The following is a 16,684-nucleotide window of genomic DNA, read 5'->3' as shown; positions in this document are numbered from 1 at the left end:
AATACCTCCTTAACGTTTATCTATCCATCTTGCAACGGTCATCCCAATAAACTGAATGGATTGTACTAGGATAACCATAATGATAATCATATACATCATTAAATCTGTCCGAAATTGCTGATACCCATACCGAATCGCAAAGTCCCCAATTCCTCCGCCACCAACTACCCCCATGATGGTCGAGAACGAAATAAAACTGACAATGGAAGTAGTTAAGCTAAGTACCAACGCGGAACGAGCTTCCACATACAAAAAGTTCAACACTACTTCACGAACAGATGCCCCCATCGACACGGCTGCTTCAATAACACCGCGAGGCACGTCCAACAGTGATTGCTCTACTAACCGTGAATAATGAGCAATCGCTATTATAGCCAGGGGAACGGTCGCAGCAGCAGTCCCAATTGCTGTTCCAATAATCAATCTAGTAAAAGGAATTAAAAAGACGACTAATAACAAAAATGGAAACGAGCGTATGACATTTACAAGTAGGTTTACAGTGGAAAACACAAATTGATTTTCTAGCATCTGACCTTTTCGACATAGGAATAAAACCGTACCAACTGGCAGGCCAACTAATACAGCTGCAAGAATAGAGACACCTACCATAATAAACGTTTCTCCGATTGCTTGCCAGATTTGCGCTTCATATTGTAATACTCCATCAAGCATGACGGTTACCTCCTAACTGCTGAACAAAATACTCTGCTGTATTATCCACAGCAGGTATACCTTTAGGAGTCGTCGGCATCGACTGATACACTCGGCCAGCATCCAACACAGTCACACTTGTGCAAATACTCTTCACCACGTCCATCTCGTGACTTACCAAAACGATGGTCACACCTAGTCGTTTATTTACATCTTCCAACACTCTTAAAATTTCCGCAGTAGTATTAGGGTCAAGAGAGGAGGTAGGTTCATCGCAAAGTAACACTTCTGGACTAGTAGAAAGAGCTCGAGCAATAGCAACTCGCTGCTTTTGTCCACCGCTTAGTTCTGCTGGATATCGATCTCTATAATCCTCTAATCCCACAAATGCTAAGCATTCCATTGCACGCGATACCTGCTGACGTTTAGGATAACGAGCAAGTTGAAGAGCAGCTAAAACATTGCCGAGAACCGTCTTATTCCCAACAAGATGAAACTGTTGAAAAATCATCCCAATCTTCTTGCGTGCTTCTCGAAGTTGTTTAGATGTCAAGCGAGTCAGCACTTCACCGTTTACTACTACTTCACCAGAACTCGGTATCTCGAGCAAGTTGATTAATCGAAGTAACGTCGACTTCCCAGCACCACTTTGCCCAATAATGCCATGCACTTCTCCACGAGGAATGTGCAGTGAAATATTATCTACTGCGAGGGATTCGCCATACTTTTTGACCACACTATTCAACTGAATCAACGATATGCCTCCTTTACACGAAAAGAACCACCTATCCGCAGGTGGCTCGCTAGCTAATAGTATAGAGAATCTTAAGGGAGGAAGCAATTTTCGTTATTTACAAGAAAACATATAGTTTGTCTTTTTTGTTTACCCAATACAAAAGGCGAGTCTATCATTACTTCATATTTCTCCAAGAAGCATAACTATGAACAGCAATACCATGAAAACTTCTATAGGACTCAAAATGTTTTCGAACACCCTGTACACTAGTGTTTAAATACTCCTTGTCCATGCCATAAAACGTAACAAAATCTTCTCCAGGCAGTCTTGTAGTTTCCATTGACACAATGACCTTTTTGTTGTGTTTGTTTGCATACTTGATTTCAGAAGTTGCAATAGAAAGAATTCCACCAGAACCAGCTAAAGTGTTTCGGTAGGCCATAATGGCTACTTCATCGGCTTGATGAATAACCCACTCACTAAGAATTCCTTTACCTTGCTTATTCTTAAACGTAATCTCGTCAAACCAAAACGGAATAGCTAAATTTAGCGGAAGTCCAAGCTCTTTTGAATAGGATTCTGAAAGTAGAATGGTATGTTGGAATTGATTAACTATCCGTTTTTGATTATCTGTCCAACCATTTAAGAGATAAGGCTCGATGTCTAGATGAATTCCTTTGAATTGCTGCATAGGAGAAGCACTTTCTTGATACTGTTTGACCCATTCAAAAAAATTTGTCACGAAACTCTTTCTAAATGTCCATGATGGAGCACCATCTGCAATATAAACGGAAATACCCGTTAATTGTGCTTTTTCCACAAAAGATTGATAGTCTTCCATTGGAATGTCTTGATTGAGTTGAAGATACAGTGCGGTTACTTTTTCCTTTTCTAGAAACTGTAGTACAGAGTTTGGCTCGGTTTGGATGAGGGTTGTGTTCCAGAGCCAGGTGTGGAGGTGGAAAGTGTTATCGGTTCTTGTGTTACTAGCAAATGTAGTGTTGATTAATGGTGGTGTAATAAGTAAATAGATGATACTAAAAAATAGAGTCCATTTTATAATCTTAAACATAATCTGTCTCCTGAAAATAAGTTATACAATACATATAGGAGACGACACATAATTTTAAATAGATAACTAGACTAAAAGAAAAAAACTGGCTTTCGCCAGTTTCTTTACATTGGTGGTTTGATATGCGTCAAAGGTTCTACTGTAGTAGTGCTTGATGCAGATGCTGTAGGTGATGTTAATGAAATAACGAAGGCAATTACTGCTGTTGTTACAATTGCTTTAAGTAAGTTTTTCATAATAATTAGCTCCTTTATATATAATTTTTATAATACCTAATTGCTTTTAGGGGATCTACTTTCTCATAATACTGCGCTAATTCCATTTCAACAATTTTTGACTCTTCAAAGTCTCGAGTACTCTGTAGAAAAGGAAGATGCTTGTTCTCTAAGTATTCATAATACTTCTTTTCAGGCATAGTTAATTGAAATTTTAGTCTTTGTGCATACATAGAAAGTTGCTCAAATTTATTCAATTTAATGTCTTCGATTAATTCTTCAATTTTAATTAGTAATAAATCTTTATCTCTACCAATTTTTATATAAACATTTATCATGGAGAGTTTACTCCAGATAAAGGTAATATCTGATGCTTCTAAATCTTTGGCAATCTTTTCGAATTTAATAAGAGCTTCTTCATATTCTTTCTTTTCCAATAATGTTAACCCATAATTATATAAGGTTTGATAATATAAATTTCTTTTTCCTAACATACGTAGATTTCTTAAAATATTTGTGTATATGGAAGATGCCTCATCTAACAAGCCAGTGTTAGTATAAGTAATGCCTAAAACTATCTTAGCACTAATTAACTTCATAATATTTAGTTCTTCTTGGAATATAGGAATGCACTTATTCATATAAGTTATTGCTCTTTTAAAATCACATAGTAAACTGCAGCAATAACCAAGTTGAAATAAGTAATCTTGTTCGTATGTAGAATAGATATATTTATTATTATTTTCCAAATATTCTAAAGCTTTTGTAGGTTCATTATTCTTAACTAAATTTCTAGAGTAACCAATAACGTATAAACACTGTTCATCCTTATCCATATTTTTAAACAATTTTTCAAGAAAATCCTGAATCTCTATAGCCTTCTGTACATCGTTTATATAATTGTAATACCACATCATAACAATTTCGTACAGAAATAGTAATTTAGAACTTGAACAATAGTCTTTATTAGGTTTAAGAGATGCGTAATAATATTTAATTTTTTCCTCGTCTAAGTATCGAATAGCATTCAACAAGGAGTGTAGTTCTTTTTCAAGTCCAATAAGCTTTTCTTGTTCTTCTTCCAGTTCTATGCCTAATCTCTCGAATAGTAAACTTAAAGTCTCCTCATTGCCCTCATAAGAATCATTTTCTATTTTACTTAGATGTGATACGGAGCAGATCTCCCTACAAAGTTCATTCTGTGTCATACCAGCTTTTAAACGATAATATTTTACTACTGATCCTAATCCCATTAAACACACTTCCTACCATAGTGAGATTACCTTTCATTTTATCATAGTACAGTGGTAAAAGACGATAATTGTTTCCATAAAAGTTGTAGGTACCTTTAAGTATAAACAATTCTGACAAAAATACTATTGGGAAAATTGTCATGGTTTTTTAGTTGCTCTACTCACACCTAGCAGGTAATTAGACCTTATTCTTGGTAATTATACATGAAATTACTTTTCCTTGGGAAACAATACGCAATTTTCTCGATGTTTTTAGTCATATATTTTCCCAATAAAATTTATCAGGATTCTATGGTAAGGTGGTCTTACAAGTAATTGGTTACCGAATCTTAATTCAAGTGGAGAGGAGAATAGGAAGAAATGGCTATCGACTTTACGTATTACGCTAACCTACGTTCAACTTCTTGCAGTGAAGAAAGTCTAGAAAACTTTTTATCTAACGAAGAAATCAGTCAAGTAGAGGAGACGTGTCAGTTTGAACTAGTCTCCAAAGTTATCTTAGAATTTTATATAGAGTTATTTTTAGAACAAACAAGAGGTCTTAATAATCTAGCATCGTGTTCAAATTGCTTAGGAAAGTCCGTCAGCAAATTGAGTGGAAACTTATACGAGATTGTGACTCCAGCCGTCATTTACTTTTTACAAGAGTTAGTTGAAAATAATCGACTAGTTGGTAATACGTGTGAGGAGAGATATCAATATTTTATCGAGAACTTTTACGCTGGGAAGAGATTTCACTTCGCCTTTTTTGAACGAAATCCAGTTATAAGAGAGAAAGTAGTTACGTTGCTCTCTATGGAGCTTAGTGGGAATAAGTCCTTTTTGTATGAAGATAGTGGGATCGAATCAGCATGATAAAAGCCGTTAGAAAGGAAGTTCCTTATCTAACGGCTTTTATTTATCTAGTAAGTTCTTGGTTCGTCACTTGGTTTAAAGGTACTTTCCTCAGTATTAATCCACCGATCGCAGAACCTACTAAGCTTGAAAGGAAGAACGCTGGTAAGAAAAAGAATACACCAAACTTACTACCCATAAAAATTGCTGCATAAGGAACTGCTAAAAGAGATGCGATAATACCAGTACCAATAACTTCTCCCAATATGGTCCAGCGGAGTTTATTTGTTTTCCAATAAACAAATCCAGCTAGTAAAGCTCCAATCATGCCACCTGGAAAAGCTAAGAGAGAACCAGTTCCTGTTAAGAGTCTTACAAGTCCAGTGACAAAAGCAGTTAGTACTGCACCAACTGGGCCTAATGTTACAGCTGCTATGACATTCACAGCATGCTGTATTGGGAAAATTCTTGCGACTCCTGTGGGGATGGAGACAAATGATGCTCCGATGACTGCGATGGCTACTAACATTGCCATTAGGGTTAACTTTCTAGTATTCATGTTTTTTCCTCCTTTTTGATTTGTTGTTACCGTGACTCGGTTAACGTTCATCGAGTTAGTAAGAGACTCCATTAAGATGGGAACACATCACGTGGTCAACATGGAGTTGTTACCGGTCACGTAACAAATAAACGCCACTTCTCCTAAAGAAGAGTGGCGTTAGCATCAAAAAGAAGTGCTTCCGCCACTTCCCTACGCTGGTATCAACCAGATCAGGTTCAAAGGGTCCAAACCGAAGTTTGTCTCAGCCGTAAGGGCTCCCCTAGTGGACGATTAATTATCCATATCATACCATGAATTATTTCTTTTTTGTGCGTAGACTGCATATTTTACATGGGGGTGATGAATATGTTTGGTTTCCTGAAGAAGAAAAAAAAGGATGCGAAGTACTACTTAACAGAAGAAGATAAAGAAGAACTAGCCAGGTTATTTGATAGGACGGATAAGGCAGAAACGTTACGAGAATTGAGGTATGTTAGGAAGGACTTGAAGCAGTTAGTAAAGAAGATTGAAGCGCAAACAAAAGAATTGGAGAAATAGATGGATGCCAGTGGAGAGGGACTCTGCTGGTTTTTTTGTGAGGAGTTGTGTAAGAGTAGTGATTTTTATTGTAAAGAATTCTTAAACTTGTCTTGGTAGTGGAAGTTGAAGTTGAGAAGAGAATAGGAGCGTTCTATCCACATCTCGTGAGTGGAAATGGGAGCTGAGAAGAGAATAGGAGCGTTCTATCCTCCTCTCGGCAGTGGAAATGGGAGTTGAGAAGAGAATAGAGACGTTCTATACACATCTCGTGAGTGGAAATGGGTGCTGAGAAGAGAATAGGAGCGTTCTATACTCATCTCGGGAGTAGAAATGGGAGTTGAGAAGAGAATAGGAGCGTTCTATACTTATCTCGGCAGTGGGAATGGGAGCTGAGGAGAGAATAGGGGCGTCTAAAACTCATGAAGGAGCGGAAAAATCAATCTTAGGAGATAATAAGAGTGTCTAAAACTCATGAAGGAGCAAGAAAATCGATCGTAGGAGAGAATAAAAGCGTCTAAAACCCATGAAGAAGCGAGAAAATCCATCTTAGGAGAGAATAAGAGCGTCTAAAACTCATGAAGGAGCGGAAAAATCGATCGTAGGAGAGAATAAGAGCGTCTAAAACTCATGAAGAAGCGAGAAAATCGATCGTAGGAGAGAATAAGAGTGTCTAAAACTCATGAAGGAGCGAGAAAATCCATCGTAGGAGAGAATAAGAGCATCTTAAACTCACCAAGAAGCGAGAAATCCAAGCGAAAGAGAGAATAACCCTCTTGAAAACATAGAAAAAACCACCCCAAGGCAGCCGCAGCTACCCCGGAGTAGTCTAATTATCTACTTATTCATATAAGAAGTTTCCACCACTTAGGGAAGTAACTCCTTTATACGTAGCATAAGCATACACATTGTAGTATTTACCCTTTTCTAACTTAACGCCATTAGTAAGCGTTCCATCCCACTCAAACCCTTGGAATCCTTCACTAACATTTTCAAATACACCAACGTCTCCTAGGTAAGCAACTGGAGAACCAGCTGCGTTAGATGAATAGACGAACCATTCTACTGTTTCCGCACCATTAGGGAAATAGCCGCTAAGCTCAAGACTACCATCCGCATTTACAGCAACACCAACTGAAGATACACGAGGATAATCAGGCTCTTTTACAAATAAAATAGTAGGAAGATCATACGTGCTCTCACCGTCAGATACGACGATCGTTCCTTCATAGTAACCAGGAGCTAGTTTACTAGCATCAACCTGCACGTTTAGGTTAACCTTTTGAGATTTACCAGCATTTACTTTTAAGTTATTACTTGCTTTAACTTTGATAGCAGAAGGCTCACCGTCAAACTTCACATCGAACGTATACGTTTTACGCTCATTTGATAGATTCTTCAACTCAAAGTGTTGTTTCTCCACTTGTTTACCTTTGTTCTTGCTAAACACTCCATAAGAATGGCTACCAGGAGTTACTAGAGTAGTAGTATTAATTGCATCTAATGGACGAATACTTCCTGCACCTTGCGTGTTGTGAGGATACTCGTTACCTTCTGCATCTACTAAATTCACAGCAGTATTCATTAACGCAGCTTTCACATCGTCCACGTTCCAAGTTGGATGAGCTTCTAAAATTAACGCAGCCGCACCAGCAACGTGAGGAGATGCCATACTTGTACCTTGTTTAGAACCGTAGCCATTACCTGGAACTGTACTTACAATATCTACACCAGGAGCAGAAACGTCTGGTTTGATCATCCAAGTATCAACAACTGGACCACGAGAAGAGAAGTCTGCTACTAGCTCAGGTTGTTGACCAGCGTATGGTAAATCTAGTTTTACAGTTGTATTTCCAGCTTTTACATCAGCAACAAGCTTCTGTCCATCTTCTTGAGTTAATTTCACGGTAGGTACTGCCATTCCAGGGATGACAAATGGAATCTGACCTGCAGAACTATTGTAAATAATCGCTGCTACTGCACCAGCATCTTTTGCAGCTTGTGCTTTGTCTACGAACGGAATAGCTCCACGGGAAATTAATGCAACTTTCCCTTTAACATCTTTTCCTTCAAAGTCAGCAGCTTGTCCTAATCCTGCATCTACAAGCTCTAATGTTTGACCGTTAAGTGCTTCCATGTCTTTATAATCCGCGTATCCCATCATTTCAGCTGAATCATATGTACCAGCATCGGTTGTAAGAGCAGCATTATATAAGTTAAATGGAAGTTGAGTTGCTCCAACAGAAATCGCTTCACGAGAAGTACCAGGAGATCCTACTGTCCAATTATTAGGACCAGAGTTTCCGTTAGACGTTACTGCCACAACACCTTCAGCCATTGCCCAGTCAAGTGCAATACTTGTAGCCCAGTCAGGGTTATTTAAGCTATTACCTAGAGAAAGGTTCATAATTTCAGCGCCATCCTCTACAGCTTTTTCAATACCTGCCACCACATTTTCTGTCGATCCACTTCCACCTGGTCCAAGAACACGGTATGCAAGTAACGTTGCATCTGGAGCAACCCCTTTAATTTTACCGTCAGCTGCTACAGTTCCAGCTACGTGTGTACCGTGAGTTGTTGCTCCACCACGTGAATCTCCAACTGGCGTTTCTTGTGGATCGTTATCGTTATCTACTAAATCCCAACCCTTGTAATCTCCGAAAGCTTGGTCTAAATCAGGATGAGTATAATCTACTCCAGTATCAAGGACTGCAACTGTTACCCCTTTACCAGTGAAACCTGCTTCCCAAGCATCATTTGATCCAATGAATGGTGCACTATTTGCCATTAAAGGAGAGAACTCTTCTGCGCTTACAGCAGTTCCTTCTGTACTAGTAATTGTATACTCAACATTTGGATAAACTGCTTTTACACCAGGAATAGCAAGTAGTGCAGGAACTTCACTAGCAGGAAGCTCTACAGAGAACCCAGAGAATACATAGTCGTATTCTTTATTTACTTTAGAAGATTTAGATGCTTTTTTTACCGCATCTTTTACTTTTTGACGCTCTTTTGCTAGATTGCCTTGTGTTTGTGATTTTCCTTTAGTTTTAGCTTCTACTAAAGATTCTGCAGTTAATTCTACGATTACGGAAGTTGGAGCGGAAGATTGAACATTGATGTTTCCGTACAGCTTAGCTAATTCTTGAGGAGTACTAGTAGTAGTCTCTTGAGCACCGGCACCAGCGCTGAAGGAAGACATTGCTAATACAAGAGTAGATAGAACGATAGATGAGTAGTTAAACTTTTTCTTTGCCATTATTAAATTCTCTCCCCTTTTTGTTAAAATTCAGACTATTATGATATTCTAGTAATTTATCAGAAATTCCCTGGTTAAAATTACTTATTTTCGTAAATGGGTATTAAGGTTTACTTAATTGTTAAATAAAATATTTTAGCAGTATCTATTAACAAATTTGGTAAAATTAACTATAATTAGAATAGGTTAGTTAATCGATAAACTATATAAGAAGGGGTTAAATGTCTTGCTGGAAATCTTACTTGTAATCATGATTTTATCTGCTTTAATTATTTTTATTTGGATGAGTCTTTTAATAAGAAATTATGCATTAGACTCTGAGGTGTATGGATATTTCCATAGTATTGGGATGTCGAAAAGGGAACAAAAAAATAACTTTATAGAGTATCGAAAGGTAATTAATGAATTTTATAGCCTATACAATAAATACTATAACTATCAAACGGTTTCATGTAATCGGTTTCTTTTTTGTCCTACTACCATAAACGAAGAACTAACACCTGTTAATGATAGTAACTTCAAGGATAAGATCAGTATGTATAGTCAGTTTCCTAAACCTATTAAAGTCAGAATAACTGAGTGTTATAAGAAATATTACCTCTTATCTTCATCTATAAGATATTACGAAAACCTTCTGAAACAAGGAAGGAATACACAAGAACTAATTAGTAAAAACAATGAGAAGTTTCAACATAAAATTCCATTGCTAGTTAATGAAAAAATGGAGTATTTATCATTGATTAATAAAGAAGTAGAAAGAATTATCGATGGATTAAAAGAGTATCAAGCAAAATTAGAGGATTGTATAAACAAGCTAGGAAGAATGGACCGAGGTGATGACCATAATATGAATAACACAAGTTTTGTGGTGTTGGATCAGGTGATTTACACCAAAGAGAATTGTCAGGTAACAAAGAAAAATTCTTTTTCATTTACTGGGGTATCTGTTGTGCAAAAATCATTAGAAAACATAAAATTACTTGAATCCAAAGAATTAAATGAGAAATCATCAAGATCATCTGTAATCGCAGCGTCTAATTAGGACTCTCGAGAAATCGGGAGTTTTTTATTATGATGAATAATTTGGCCGTTTTCTGACCATATTGTTACAAAATAGTAAGGGAGGGCATATCGATGGAAGAAAGAGAATCCTCCTTCTTTCGTGGGTTGCTCTGGGCAATTGCGCTCAGTATCCCACTTTGGATGTCCATGGTTGGTTGGGCCAGAATCCTGTTTTAAATAGAGGCGGAAGAGAAACTTGGTGGGTTTTGCTTCGGTCTCTTTTTCTATATAAAAAACTCGCTGCCAATTTTACGACAACGAGATTTCTCATATATAACGTTAACTTTTTAACTCCCGCAATTTTATCGCTAGATGCACGTTTAACCAGTAGTCAGGGGTGGGTTGCTCTGCCCCTAACAATTGATAGATGTTTCCTAGTCTGTAATGTAGCGTATTAGGATGAATATGCAAATTCTCTGCCGTTTCTTTCACATTTCGATTATGGTCTAGGTAACAGACCAACGTTTGAAAAAGTTCGCTTCGTTTTTTTCCACCATCAAGCAGAGGGCCAATTTGATCGTCAATAAAACTATTGATATCCTCTTCAGGTGTCGTCATTAATAATCGATACATGCCTAGCTCTGAATAATGCATAATAGATTCCAAGTCAGGGTGTTGCTTCAAAAATTGAATGACTTGATTTGCTTCTTTTCCAGACGTTTGGACAGAGGACAACCCTTTTTTCCATCTTCCAAGCCCTGCAATAGCGTGGAAAACGGCGGATTGTTCCTCTACCAGGCGCACCATCTGTTCCAAAAAGTGTCGAATTCTTACGCCTTCTTTCTCCTGATGTCCTTCTTTTTCACAAGGGAATAAGGCTGTCACATGATGGTGTTGTACTTGAATAATAGAGCCTGGAAAATCTTCCTGACAACGCCGGTACACCGTTTGGATTAGTCGCCTTCTTTCTAGTAATGGGGCTTCTTTCACCTCTACTAAATAGAAATGAGCAACTTGATACCATCTCTTTTCTGTTAAGGAAAGCTGTCTAGCTTGTTGATACAAAGAATCCGTCATTTTACCCTGCATTAATTCCTCCAAGAATGCACCGCGCAGTTTTACCGTAGCATCAGTAATGACTTCTTCTTTCACCATTTCGAGCGACAACACCGTACAGGCATGTTCTAACGCAGCAGCCTCTACTTCGTGCAGAGGGCTTGTCCCAAAAGGTATTAACACTCCGTACGAATCTAGTTGAATGCCAAGGGGTAACACACGTGCGCTGTATGTTTGATTTTCTTCTTTTATATAAAGCACCTGGCGTCGTCCAGTATTTTCTTTACGACCTTCTAAATAGCTTAAACGAATTGCTTCCGTCACCTTTTCGCTTGTCTCGGGAAGAAAACTCTTTGCCAGAAGGTCTGCATTTCGGTCTAACAAGATAAAGTTTACACCAATTGCATCTCGTAAGTAATCGACAATATCTTGAATGGATCTTCCTTGTAACACTAAATCGGCTAATTCTCGGTGAAGATGTACAGATTTGGTCAACAGAACATTCTGTCGCAAAATTTCTTCATTTAAACGCTTAAATTCTTGAATACTCCTCAACTTTTCTTGATAAAAGTTACCTTTTTCTATCGCAATTGCAGCTTGGTCTGAAATGGCTTGAAGTAATGGGATATCCTCATCTGAGAATTCCTTATCTTCTTGAAATGAGTCAATGGTAATAACACCGATGCATTGCTCTTTCAAGAAAATTGGTGCACACAAAGTAGAATAGGGGTAGTGGGGAATGGAGTCTTCCATCAACTTTAAATTGGCTGGCGAAAGAGTGCTCTTCTTTTCATGGACATTCGTGAACAACTGGCAAGTCTCTTTGACGAATGTTTCTCCTGTCATAGACTCTCCTGGCTCTAGTCTAATTTGATTTAATATAAGTGTATCAAACCCTGAAGTTGCTTTTGCCACTAAGCACTTCTGTTCTTTATCATATATAAAAAGAACACCACCGTCCGCAGCATCAATAACGGACAGTGTGGTGTGTAGTATCGAATTTAAAATTTCCTCAATATCAAGCGAACTGTTTACGACGTTCGTCACGTACATTAACGAATGAAGTTGTCTGGTACTAAGCGTCTCGTTCATCTCGATCAAGTCCTTTGCATTTTTATCTATTATACTACGGTTGTTTCACTTTTACAGGCATTTTCCAAATATGATACGGTGGTGGAAAGGAATACTTTCGCTGCCACGCGCATCGCTTCCTCATCAAAATCAAATTTTGGGTGGTGATGAGGATAACTTGCACCTTTCGCTGGATTGCCTGCTCCGACGAAAAAGAAACTTCCAGGTACTTTTTCGGTGTAATAAGCAAAGTCTTCTCCGCCCATAATCGGCTCCTGGTGTACAACATTCTTTCTCCCAATGATTTCGACTGCCTGCTCCTCTAAGTGCATTGTTTCCGTTATATGGTTTACCACTGCGGGATATCCTTTTTCATATTCAAACTTATATGTTGCACCATACCCGTCACATAGGCCACTTAATAATCGTTCCATCTCCACAATAATATGTTCTTGTGTCGCTTTATCAAACGTTCGAACAGTACCTAGAATTTCTGCGCTATCTGCGATGACATTAAAGGCACCACCTGCGTGGAAAGCTGCTACCGTTACCACAGCTGGTTGCAACGGGTTGATGCGTCTGCTCACGACTTGCTGCACCTGTTGAATATAAGAAGTTCCAAGCATGATGCTATCAACTGTTTCGTGAGGGGAAGCACCGTGGCCGCCACGCCCATGTACTTTGATGGTGAATTTATCAGCAGCAGCCATCACCGGTCCTGGTCTAACACTAACGAAACCAGTTGGCATAGAAGCCCAAAGGTGTGCGCCAAAAACAACATCCACACCATCTAAACAACCATCTTCTATCATCGGTTTTGCTCCACCTGGTGCTAACTCTTCCCCGAACTGATGTATAAGTACAACGTTTCCGCTTAATGTCTCTCTCTTTTCAGCCAGAATTTTTGCTACTACAAGAAGTGTCGCTGTGTGACCATCGTGTCCGCATGCGTGCATTGCACCATCTACTTTCGAGCGATAAGGAACATCTTTCTCATCTTGGAGGGCAAGGGCATCAAAGTCTGCTCGTAAAGCGACTGTTTTCCCAGGTTTCCCACCACGAATCGTACCAACTACTCCACGTCCACCAACCCCAGTTCTTACGTCAATGCCTAACTCTTGTAAGTACGTTGCAATGAATGCTGGGGTATGTACTTCCTCGTATGATAATTCTGGTCTTTCGTGAAGGTAACGGCGAAGAGATACCATTTCTTCATAATAACGATCAACTTCTACAAACAGTTCTTTCATGAGTGTTCGACTCCTTTTAATAGATTGAAAAGAGTATAAGTTATCTGAAAATAAAAAACTATAGAGGAATGATCAAACTTTCTTGATGAAATTTGTGTATGTACCCAAATAAAGTTGGAAGCGTATTTTTGTGTAAATACACAAAAAATATTATTTATATTTGTAGAAAGTGCTATAGCTTGAACTCTCATTACCTGTTAATCTATAAAAAATATAATTTTCAGAATATTGAAAGAGGTGATGAAATGGAGCCAAACACAGTAACAGTTCAAGAAGAATCAAAACGTGGATTATTTCAGAGGGGTCTCGATATAGTTGAGAAATACGGGAACAAATTACCTGATCCAGTAACTCTATTCATCATCTTTGCGGTAGCAACTTTAGTATTATCTTTTATTGGAGCAAAACTTGGATGGAGTGCAACAAATCCAGGTACAGGAGAAGAAGTGGTTGTTACTAGTCTATTAACGAAAGCGGGATTACAAGATATTTTAACCAAAATGGTTAGCAACTTTGCTCAGTTCCCACCACTAGGTCTAGTGTTAGTAACCATGATTGGTGTTGGATTGGCTGAAGGTGTTGGGCTAATTTCTGCATTATTGAAGAAAATTGTGTTATCTACATCAAAAAGACTAATCACAGTCTCGATTGTGGTAGCTGGAATACTAGCAAACATGGCTGGGGATGCAGGATTTATCGTCTTACCACCACTTGCCGCATTAATTTTTGCAAGTGTTGGTCGTCATCCGGTAGCTGGAATGGTTGCGGCATATGCTTCAGTAGCAGGTGGGTTTAGTGCGAACATCACGGTGAATATGCTCGATGCCCTGCTGGCGGGGATCACACAAAGTTCTGCGGAAATCGCAATGCCTGGTTACGTAGCAAATCCTGCGATGAACTGGTATTTCATGGCGGCATCCTGTCTATTTATTGTACCTCTTGCAGTGTGGGTGACAGATAAAGTTGTGGAACCGCGCTTACCAACCTATACAGGGCCTCAAATTAAAATGGAAAAGCTATCGGAGAAAGAGAATAGTGGTCTGAAGTGGGCAGGACTAGTAACTGTAGTCTACTTTGCCTTAATTGCACTGACAATTGTGCCGGAAAATGGTGCATTACGAGCAGAGGATGGAGGGGTCATTGTATCTCCATTTATGAGCTCACTGGTTCCATTTATTATGGGGATGTTTTTATTCCCTGCATTAGCATACGGAATTAAGACAAAAGAACTGAAGTCCGATAAAGATATGGCAAATTTAATGTCTACTGCAATGAGTGGAATGGGGATGTACATCATCTTAGCGTTCTTCGCAGCGCAATTTATTGCTTATTTTAACTGGAGTAACATGGGAGTAGTAATGGCCATCAGTGGTGCAGATCTACTGAAAAGTATGAACCTAACTGGTTTACCGTTGTTGCTAGGTTTTATCTTTATCTGTGCAACACTCAATTTATTTATTGCAAGCTCTTCAGCGAAATGGGCTCTAGTAGGGCCGGTATTCGTACCGATGTTCTATTATCTAGATTACAGCCCAGCGGTGACGCAATTAATCTATCGAATTGGGGATTCTATCACAAACCCTATTACGCCAATGTTCGCGTATTTCGCCATTTTACTTGCGATGGCAAAAAAATACGACAAAAACATGGGATTAGGTTCATTGATTGCTGTCATGCTGCCGTATTCTATCTTTTTCGCCATAGGTTGGTTACTATTCTTTGGAATTTGGTTTGTTTTAGGACTACCTTTGGGTCCTGGAGAGGGAATATTTCTTGGGGAATAATGTCGGAGTTTGAGAAATGATTATAGAAAAAGTCGAACCCTAGAGAAATCTAGGGTTCTTTTCAGAAAGGGTGTTACTACACATGTTTACGTACAGTAGATTAGTAGAGAAAGTAGAAGAAATAGAACAGTATGAGGGAATTAATGCGCAAGAAGTGGCAGAAAAACTTGCAGCACTGAATGCTTTCGGAAGAACTTCTGAAGGTGGCTTTACTAGAGCACCTTTGACACCAGAGGAACGAGGAGCAGTAAGACAGTTTATCAGTTGGGCAAAAGATCTTGGTCTATTAGTTTGGGAGGATCATGTCGGTAATGTATTTGCTAAATGGGAAGGGACGGATCCTGCATTACCTGTTGTTATGACTGGTAGCCATTTAGATACGGTTCCAAATGGAGGAGCATTCGATGGGGCGCTAGGGTGTTTGAGTAGTTTATTAGCAATTAAACGATTACAACGATTAGGTTTTCAACCAGAACGCTCTATTGTTTTAGTTGTATTTTTAGATGAAGAGGGGTCAAGATTTGGTCATGGACTTTTCGGTAGCCAGGCAATTATGGGAGAAGTAAAATCAGATAGATTAAAAGAGTTTGTTGATGATAGTGGGTTAGATATGTATTCCGCTTTAGAACAATTTGGATATAATCCAGCCAAAGTTGGTGATTCAGCTTGGGATCCTAAGCAAATTCATAGTTTTTTAGAACTGCACATTGAACAGGGGAAAAAACTAGAACGTGCAGGTGCTCCAATTGGTGTGGTGAGTGGAATAGCAGGTCCTTCTTGGGTGAATGTCACCTTCTTAGGGCAGACGGATCATGCTGGAAACACGCCGATGACAGAAAGAACAGATGCTATGGTTGCTTGTGCGGAATGGATCGTGGAAGTAGAGAGTCTACCAGCAAAGCATAGTGATACTGCAGTAGCGACCGTTGGGAAAATCCAAGCGTTTCCAAATGGTACTAACGTTGTGGCAGGGAAGGTTTCAGCAGATGTGGATGTTCGTGATATCCAAAAAGAAACGAGAGACGCTTTGTTAGAGGACATCGTAGGAGCGGCACACAAAATTGCTAGAAAAAGAGGTTTAACGATAGAGATAAAACCAGGTATTAAAGTAGACCCAGTACCTGTTCCGCAAGACTTGCAAGATGCTATCCATGAAATCTCCAAGTCTAATGAGTTGAAAAGCATCACACTCCCAAGTGGTGCTGGGCATGACATGATGAACTTAGGGAAATACACACGTGGTGCAATGATATTTGTGCCAAGTAAAAATGGAAAATCGCATTCTCCGGAAGAGTGGACGGATTTAGGGGATTGTGTGAGAGGGATATTGGTGTTGTCGGAGTTGGTTAGAATAGAAGGTTCTTTAAAATAATGTTTAGTACTATGAAAATCTGACTATACTATTTTCTATAACGACATGCAT

General features: G+C 38.8%; 14 protein-coding genes and 1 riboswitch. Of the genes, 5 read left to right on the top strand and 9 right to left on the bottom strand.

What is annotated here, in order from left to right; genetic code table 11:
* Window positions 1-9: 9 nt before the first annotated feature.
* From G8O30_RS11820 to G8O30_RS11805, 5 genes are all read right to left on the bottom strand, one after another.
* Window positions 10-672, bottom strand: coding sequence for a methionine ABC transporter permease (locus tag G8O30_RS11820; protein WP_239672258.1), 663 nt, complete (start codon window positions 670-672; stop codon window positions 10-12).
* Complete coding sequence (locus G8O30_RS11815; protein WP_239672257.1) at window positions 665-1,405, bottom strand: methionine ABC transporter ATP-binding protein; 741 nt, start codon at window positions 1,403-1,405, stop codon at window positions 665-667. Before G8O30_RS11815 ends, G8O30_RS11820 begins: the two co-directional genes overlap by 8 nt.
* 157 nt (window positions 1,406-1,562) lie before the next feature.
* Window positions 1,563-2,459: a hypothetical protein gene (locus G8O30_RS11810; protein ID WP_239672256.1), complete on the bottom strand. Its 897-nt coding sequence runs from the start codon at window positions 2,457-2,459 to the stop codon at window positions 1,563-1,565.
* Window positions 2,460-2,563: 104 nt separating this feature from the next.
* The gene (locus G8O30_RS16140) at window positions 2,564-2,695 is read right to left on the bottom strand and encodes a hypothetical protein (RefSeq protein WP_275576487.1); all 132 of its coding nucleotides are present in this window, start codon (window positions 2,693-2,695) and stop codon (window positions 2,564-2,566) included.
* 14 nt (window positions 2,696-2,709) lie between these two features.
* Window positions 2,710-3,927 (bottom strand): helix-turn-helix domain-containing protein, encoded by a 1,218-nt coding sequence (locus tag G8O30_RS11805; RefSeq protein ID WP_239672255.1) that lies wholly within the window; start codon window positions 3,925-3,927, stop codon window positions 2,710-2,712.
* Between the two features lie 360 nt (window positions 3,928-4,287).
* Between G8O30_RS11805 and G8O30_RS11800 the strand changes: the two genes are divergently transcribed.
* The gene (locus G8O30_RS11800) at window positions 4,288-4,782 is read left to right on the top strand and encodes a hypothetical protein (RefSeq protein ID WP_239672254.1); all 495 of its coding nucleotides are present in this window, start codon (window positions 4,288-4,290) and stop codon (window positions 4,780-4,782) included.
* Between the two features lie 43 nt (window positions 4,783-4,825).
* On the opposite strand, the gene thiW is transcribed toward G8O30_RS11800, so the two are convergent.
* Window positions 4,826-5,320, bottom strand: a complete 495-nt coding sequence (thiW, locus tag G8O30_RS11795; protein ID WP_239672253.1) for an energy coupling factor transporter S component ThiW — start codon at window positions 5,318-5,320, stop codon at window positions 4,826-4,828.
* A 172-nt stretch (window positions 5,321-5,492) separates the two neighbouring features.
* Window positions 5,493-5,594, bottom strand: a riboswitch (TPP riboswitch).
* Window positions 5,595-5,662: 68 nt separating this feature from the next.
* Between thiW and G8O30_RS11790 the strand changes: the two genes are divergently transcribed.
* Window positions 5,663-5,860, top strand: coding sequence for a hypothetical protein (locus G8O30_RS11790; RefSeq protein WP_239672252.1), 198 nt, complete (start codon window positions 5,663-5,665; stop codon window positions 5,858-5,860).
* Between the two features lie 820 nt (window positions 5,861-6,680).
* On the opposite strand, the gene G8O30_RS11785 is transcribed toward G8O30_RS11790, so the two are convergent.
* Window positions 6,681-9,098: a S8 family serine peptidase gene (locus G8O30_RS11785; protein ID WP_275576486.1), complete on the bottom strand. Its 2,418-nt coding sequence runs from the start codon at window positions 9,096-9,098 to the stop codon at window positions 6,681-6,683.
* Between the two features lie 226 nt (window positions 9,099-9,324).
* Between G8O30_RS11785 and G8O30_RS11775 the strand changes: the two genes are divergently transcribed.
* A complete protein-coding gene (locus G8O30_RS11775) occupies window positions 9,325-10,140 on the top strand; it encodes a hypothetical protein (RefSeq protein ID WP_239672251.1) in 816 nt (271 codons plus the stop codon).
* Window positions 10,141-10,439: 299 nt separating this feature from the next.
* Here G8O30_RS11775 and G8O30_RS11770 read toward each other — a convergent pair whose 3' ends face one another.
* Together G8O30_RS11770 and G8O30_RS11765 are read right to left on the bottom strand one after the other, a co-directional pair.
* A complete protein-coding gene (locus tag G8O30_RS11770) occupies window positions 10,440-12,248 on the bottom strand; it encodes a helix-turn-helix domain-containing protein (protein WP_239672250.1) in 1,809 nt (602 codons plus the stop codon).
* Between the two features lie 29 nt (window positions 12,249-12,277).
* Complete coding sequence (locus tag G8O30_RS11765; protein WP_239672249.1) at window positions 12,278-13,477, bottom strand: amidohydrolase; 1,200 nt, start codon at window positions 13,475-13,477, stop codon at window positions 12,278-12,280.
* Window positions 13,478-13,722: 245 nt separating this feature from the next.
* On the opposite strand from G8O30_RS11765, the gene G8O30_RS11760 reads away from it, so the two are divergent.
* Both G8O30_RS11760 and G8O30_RS11755 read left to right on the top strand, forming a co-directional pair.
* Window positions 13,723-15,261: an AbgT family transporter gene (locus G8O30_RS11760; protein ID WP_239672248.1), complete on the top strand. Its 1,539-nt coding sequence runs from the start codon at window positions 13,723-13,725 to the stop codon at window positions 15,259-15,261.
* A gap of 82 nt (window positions 15,262-15,343) precedes the next feature.
* Window positions 15,344-16,633 carry a Zn-dependent hydrolase gene (locus tag G8O30_RS11755; protein WP_239672247.1) on the top strand — a complete coding sequence of 430 codons (1,290 nt, stop codon included), beginning with the start codon at window positions 15,344-15,346 and terminating at the stop codon, window positions 16,631-16,633.
* Window positions 16,634-16,684 lie beyond the last annotated feature (51 nt).

This window comes from Mangrovibacillus cuniculi (genome assembly GCF_015482585.1).
Lineage (GTDB): Bacteria > Bacillota > Bacilli > Bacillales > R1DC41 > Mangrovibacillus > Mangrovibacillus cuniculi.
This window is presented reverse-complemented; position numbering and strand designations above follow the sequence as displayed.

Coding starts and splice junctions, on each gene's coding strand:
- G8O30_RS16140 (WP_275576487.1), bottom strand. CDS start 2,695: ATGAAAAACTTACTTAAAGCAATTGTAACAACAGCAGTAATTGCCTTC.
- G8O30_RS11765 (WP_239672249.1), bottom strand. CDS start 13,477: ATGAAAGAACTGTTTGTAGAAGTTGATCGTTATTATGAAGAAATGGTA.
- thiW (WP_239672253.1), bottom strand. CDS start 5,320: ATGAATACTAGAAAGTTAACCCTAATGGCAATGTTAGTAGCCATCGCA.
- G8O30_RS11810 (WP_239672256.1), bottom strand. CDS start 2,459: ATGTTTAAGATTATAAAATGGACTCTATTTTTTAGTATCATCTATTTA.
- G8O30_RS11785 (WP_275576486.1), bottom strand. CDS start 9,098: ATGGCAAAGAAAAAGTTTAACTACTCATCTATCGTTCTATCTACTCTT.
- G8O30_RS11800 (WP_239672254.1), top strand. CDS start 4,288: ATGGCTATCGACTTTACGTATTACGCTAACCTACGTTCAACTTCTTGC.
- G8O30_RS11820 (WP_239672258.1), bottom strand. CDS start 672: ATGCTTGATGGAGTATTACAATATGAAGCGCAAATCTGGCAAGCAATC.
- G8O30_RS11760 (WP_239672248.1), top strand. CDS start 13,723: ATGGAGCCAAACACAGTAACAGTTCAAGAAGAATCAAAACGTGGATTA.
- G8O30_RS11770 (WP_239672250.1), bottom strand. CDS start 12,248: ATGAACGAGACGCTTAGTACCAGACAACTTCATTCGTTAATGTACGTG.
- G8O30_RS11790 (WP_239672252.1), top strand. CDS start 5,663: ATGAATATGTTTGGTTTCCTGAAGAAGAAAAAAAAGGATGCGAAGTAC.
- G8O30_RS11805 (WP_239672255.1), bottom strand. CDS start 3,927: ATGGGATTAGGATCAGTAGTAAAATATTATCGTTTAAAAGCTGGTATG.
- G8O30_RS11755 (WP_239672247.1), top strand. CDS start 15,344: ATGTTTACGTACAGTAGATTAGTAGAGAAAGTAGAAGAAATAGAACAG.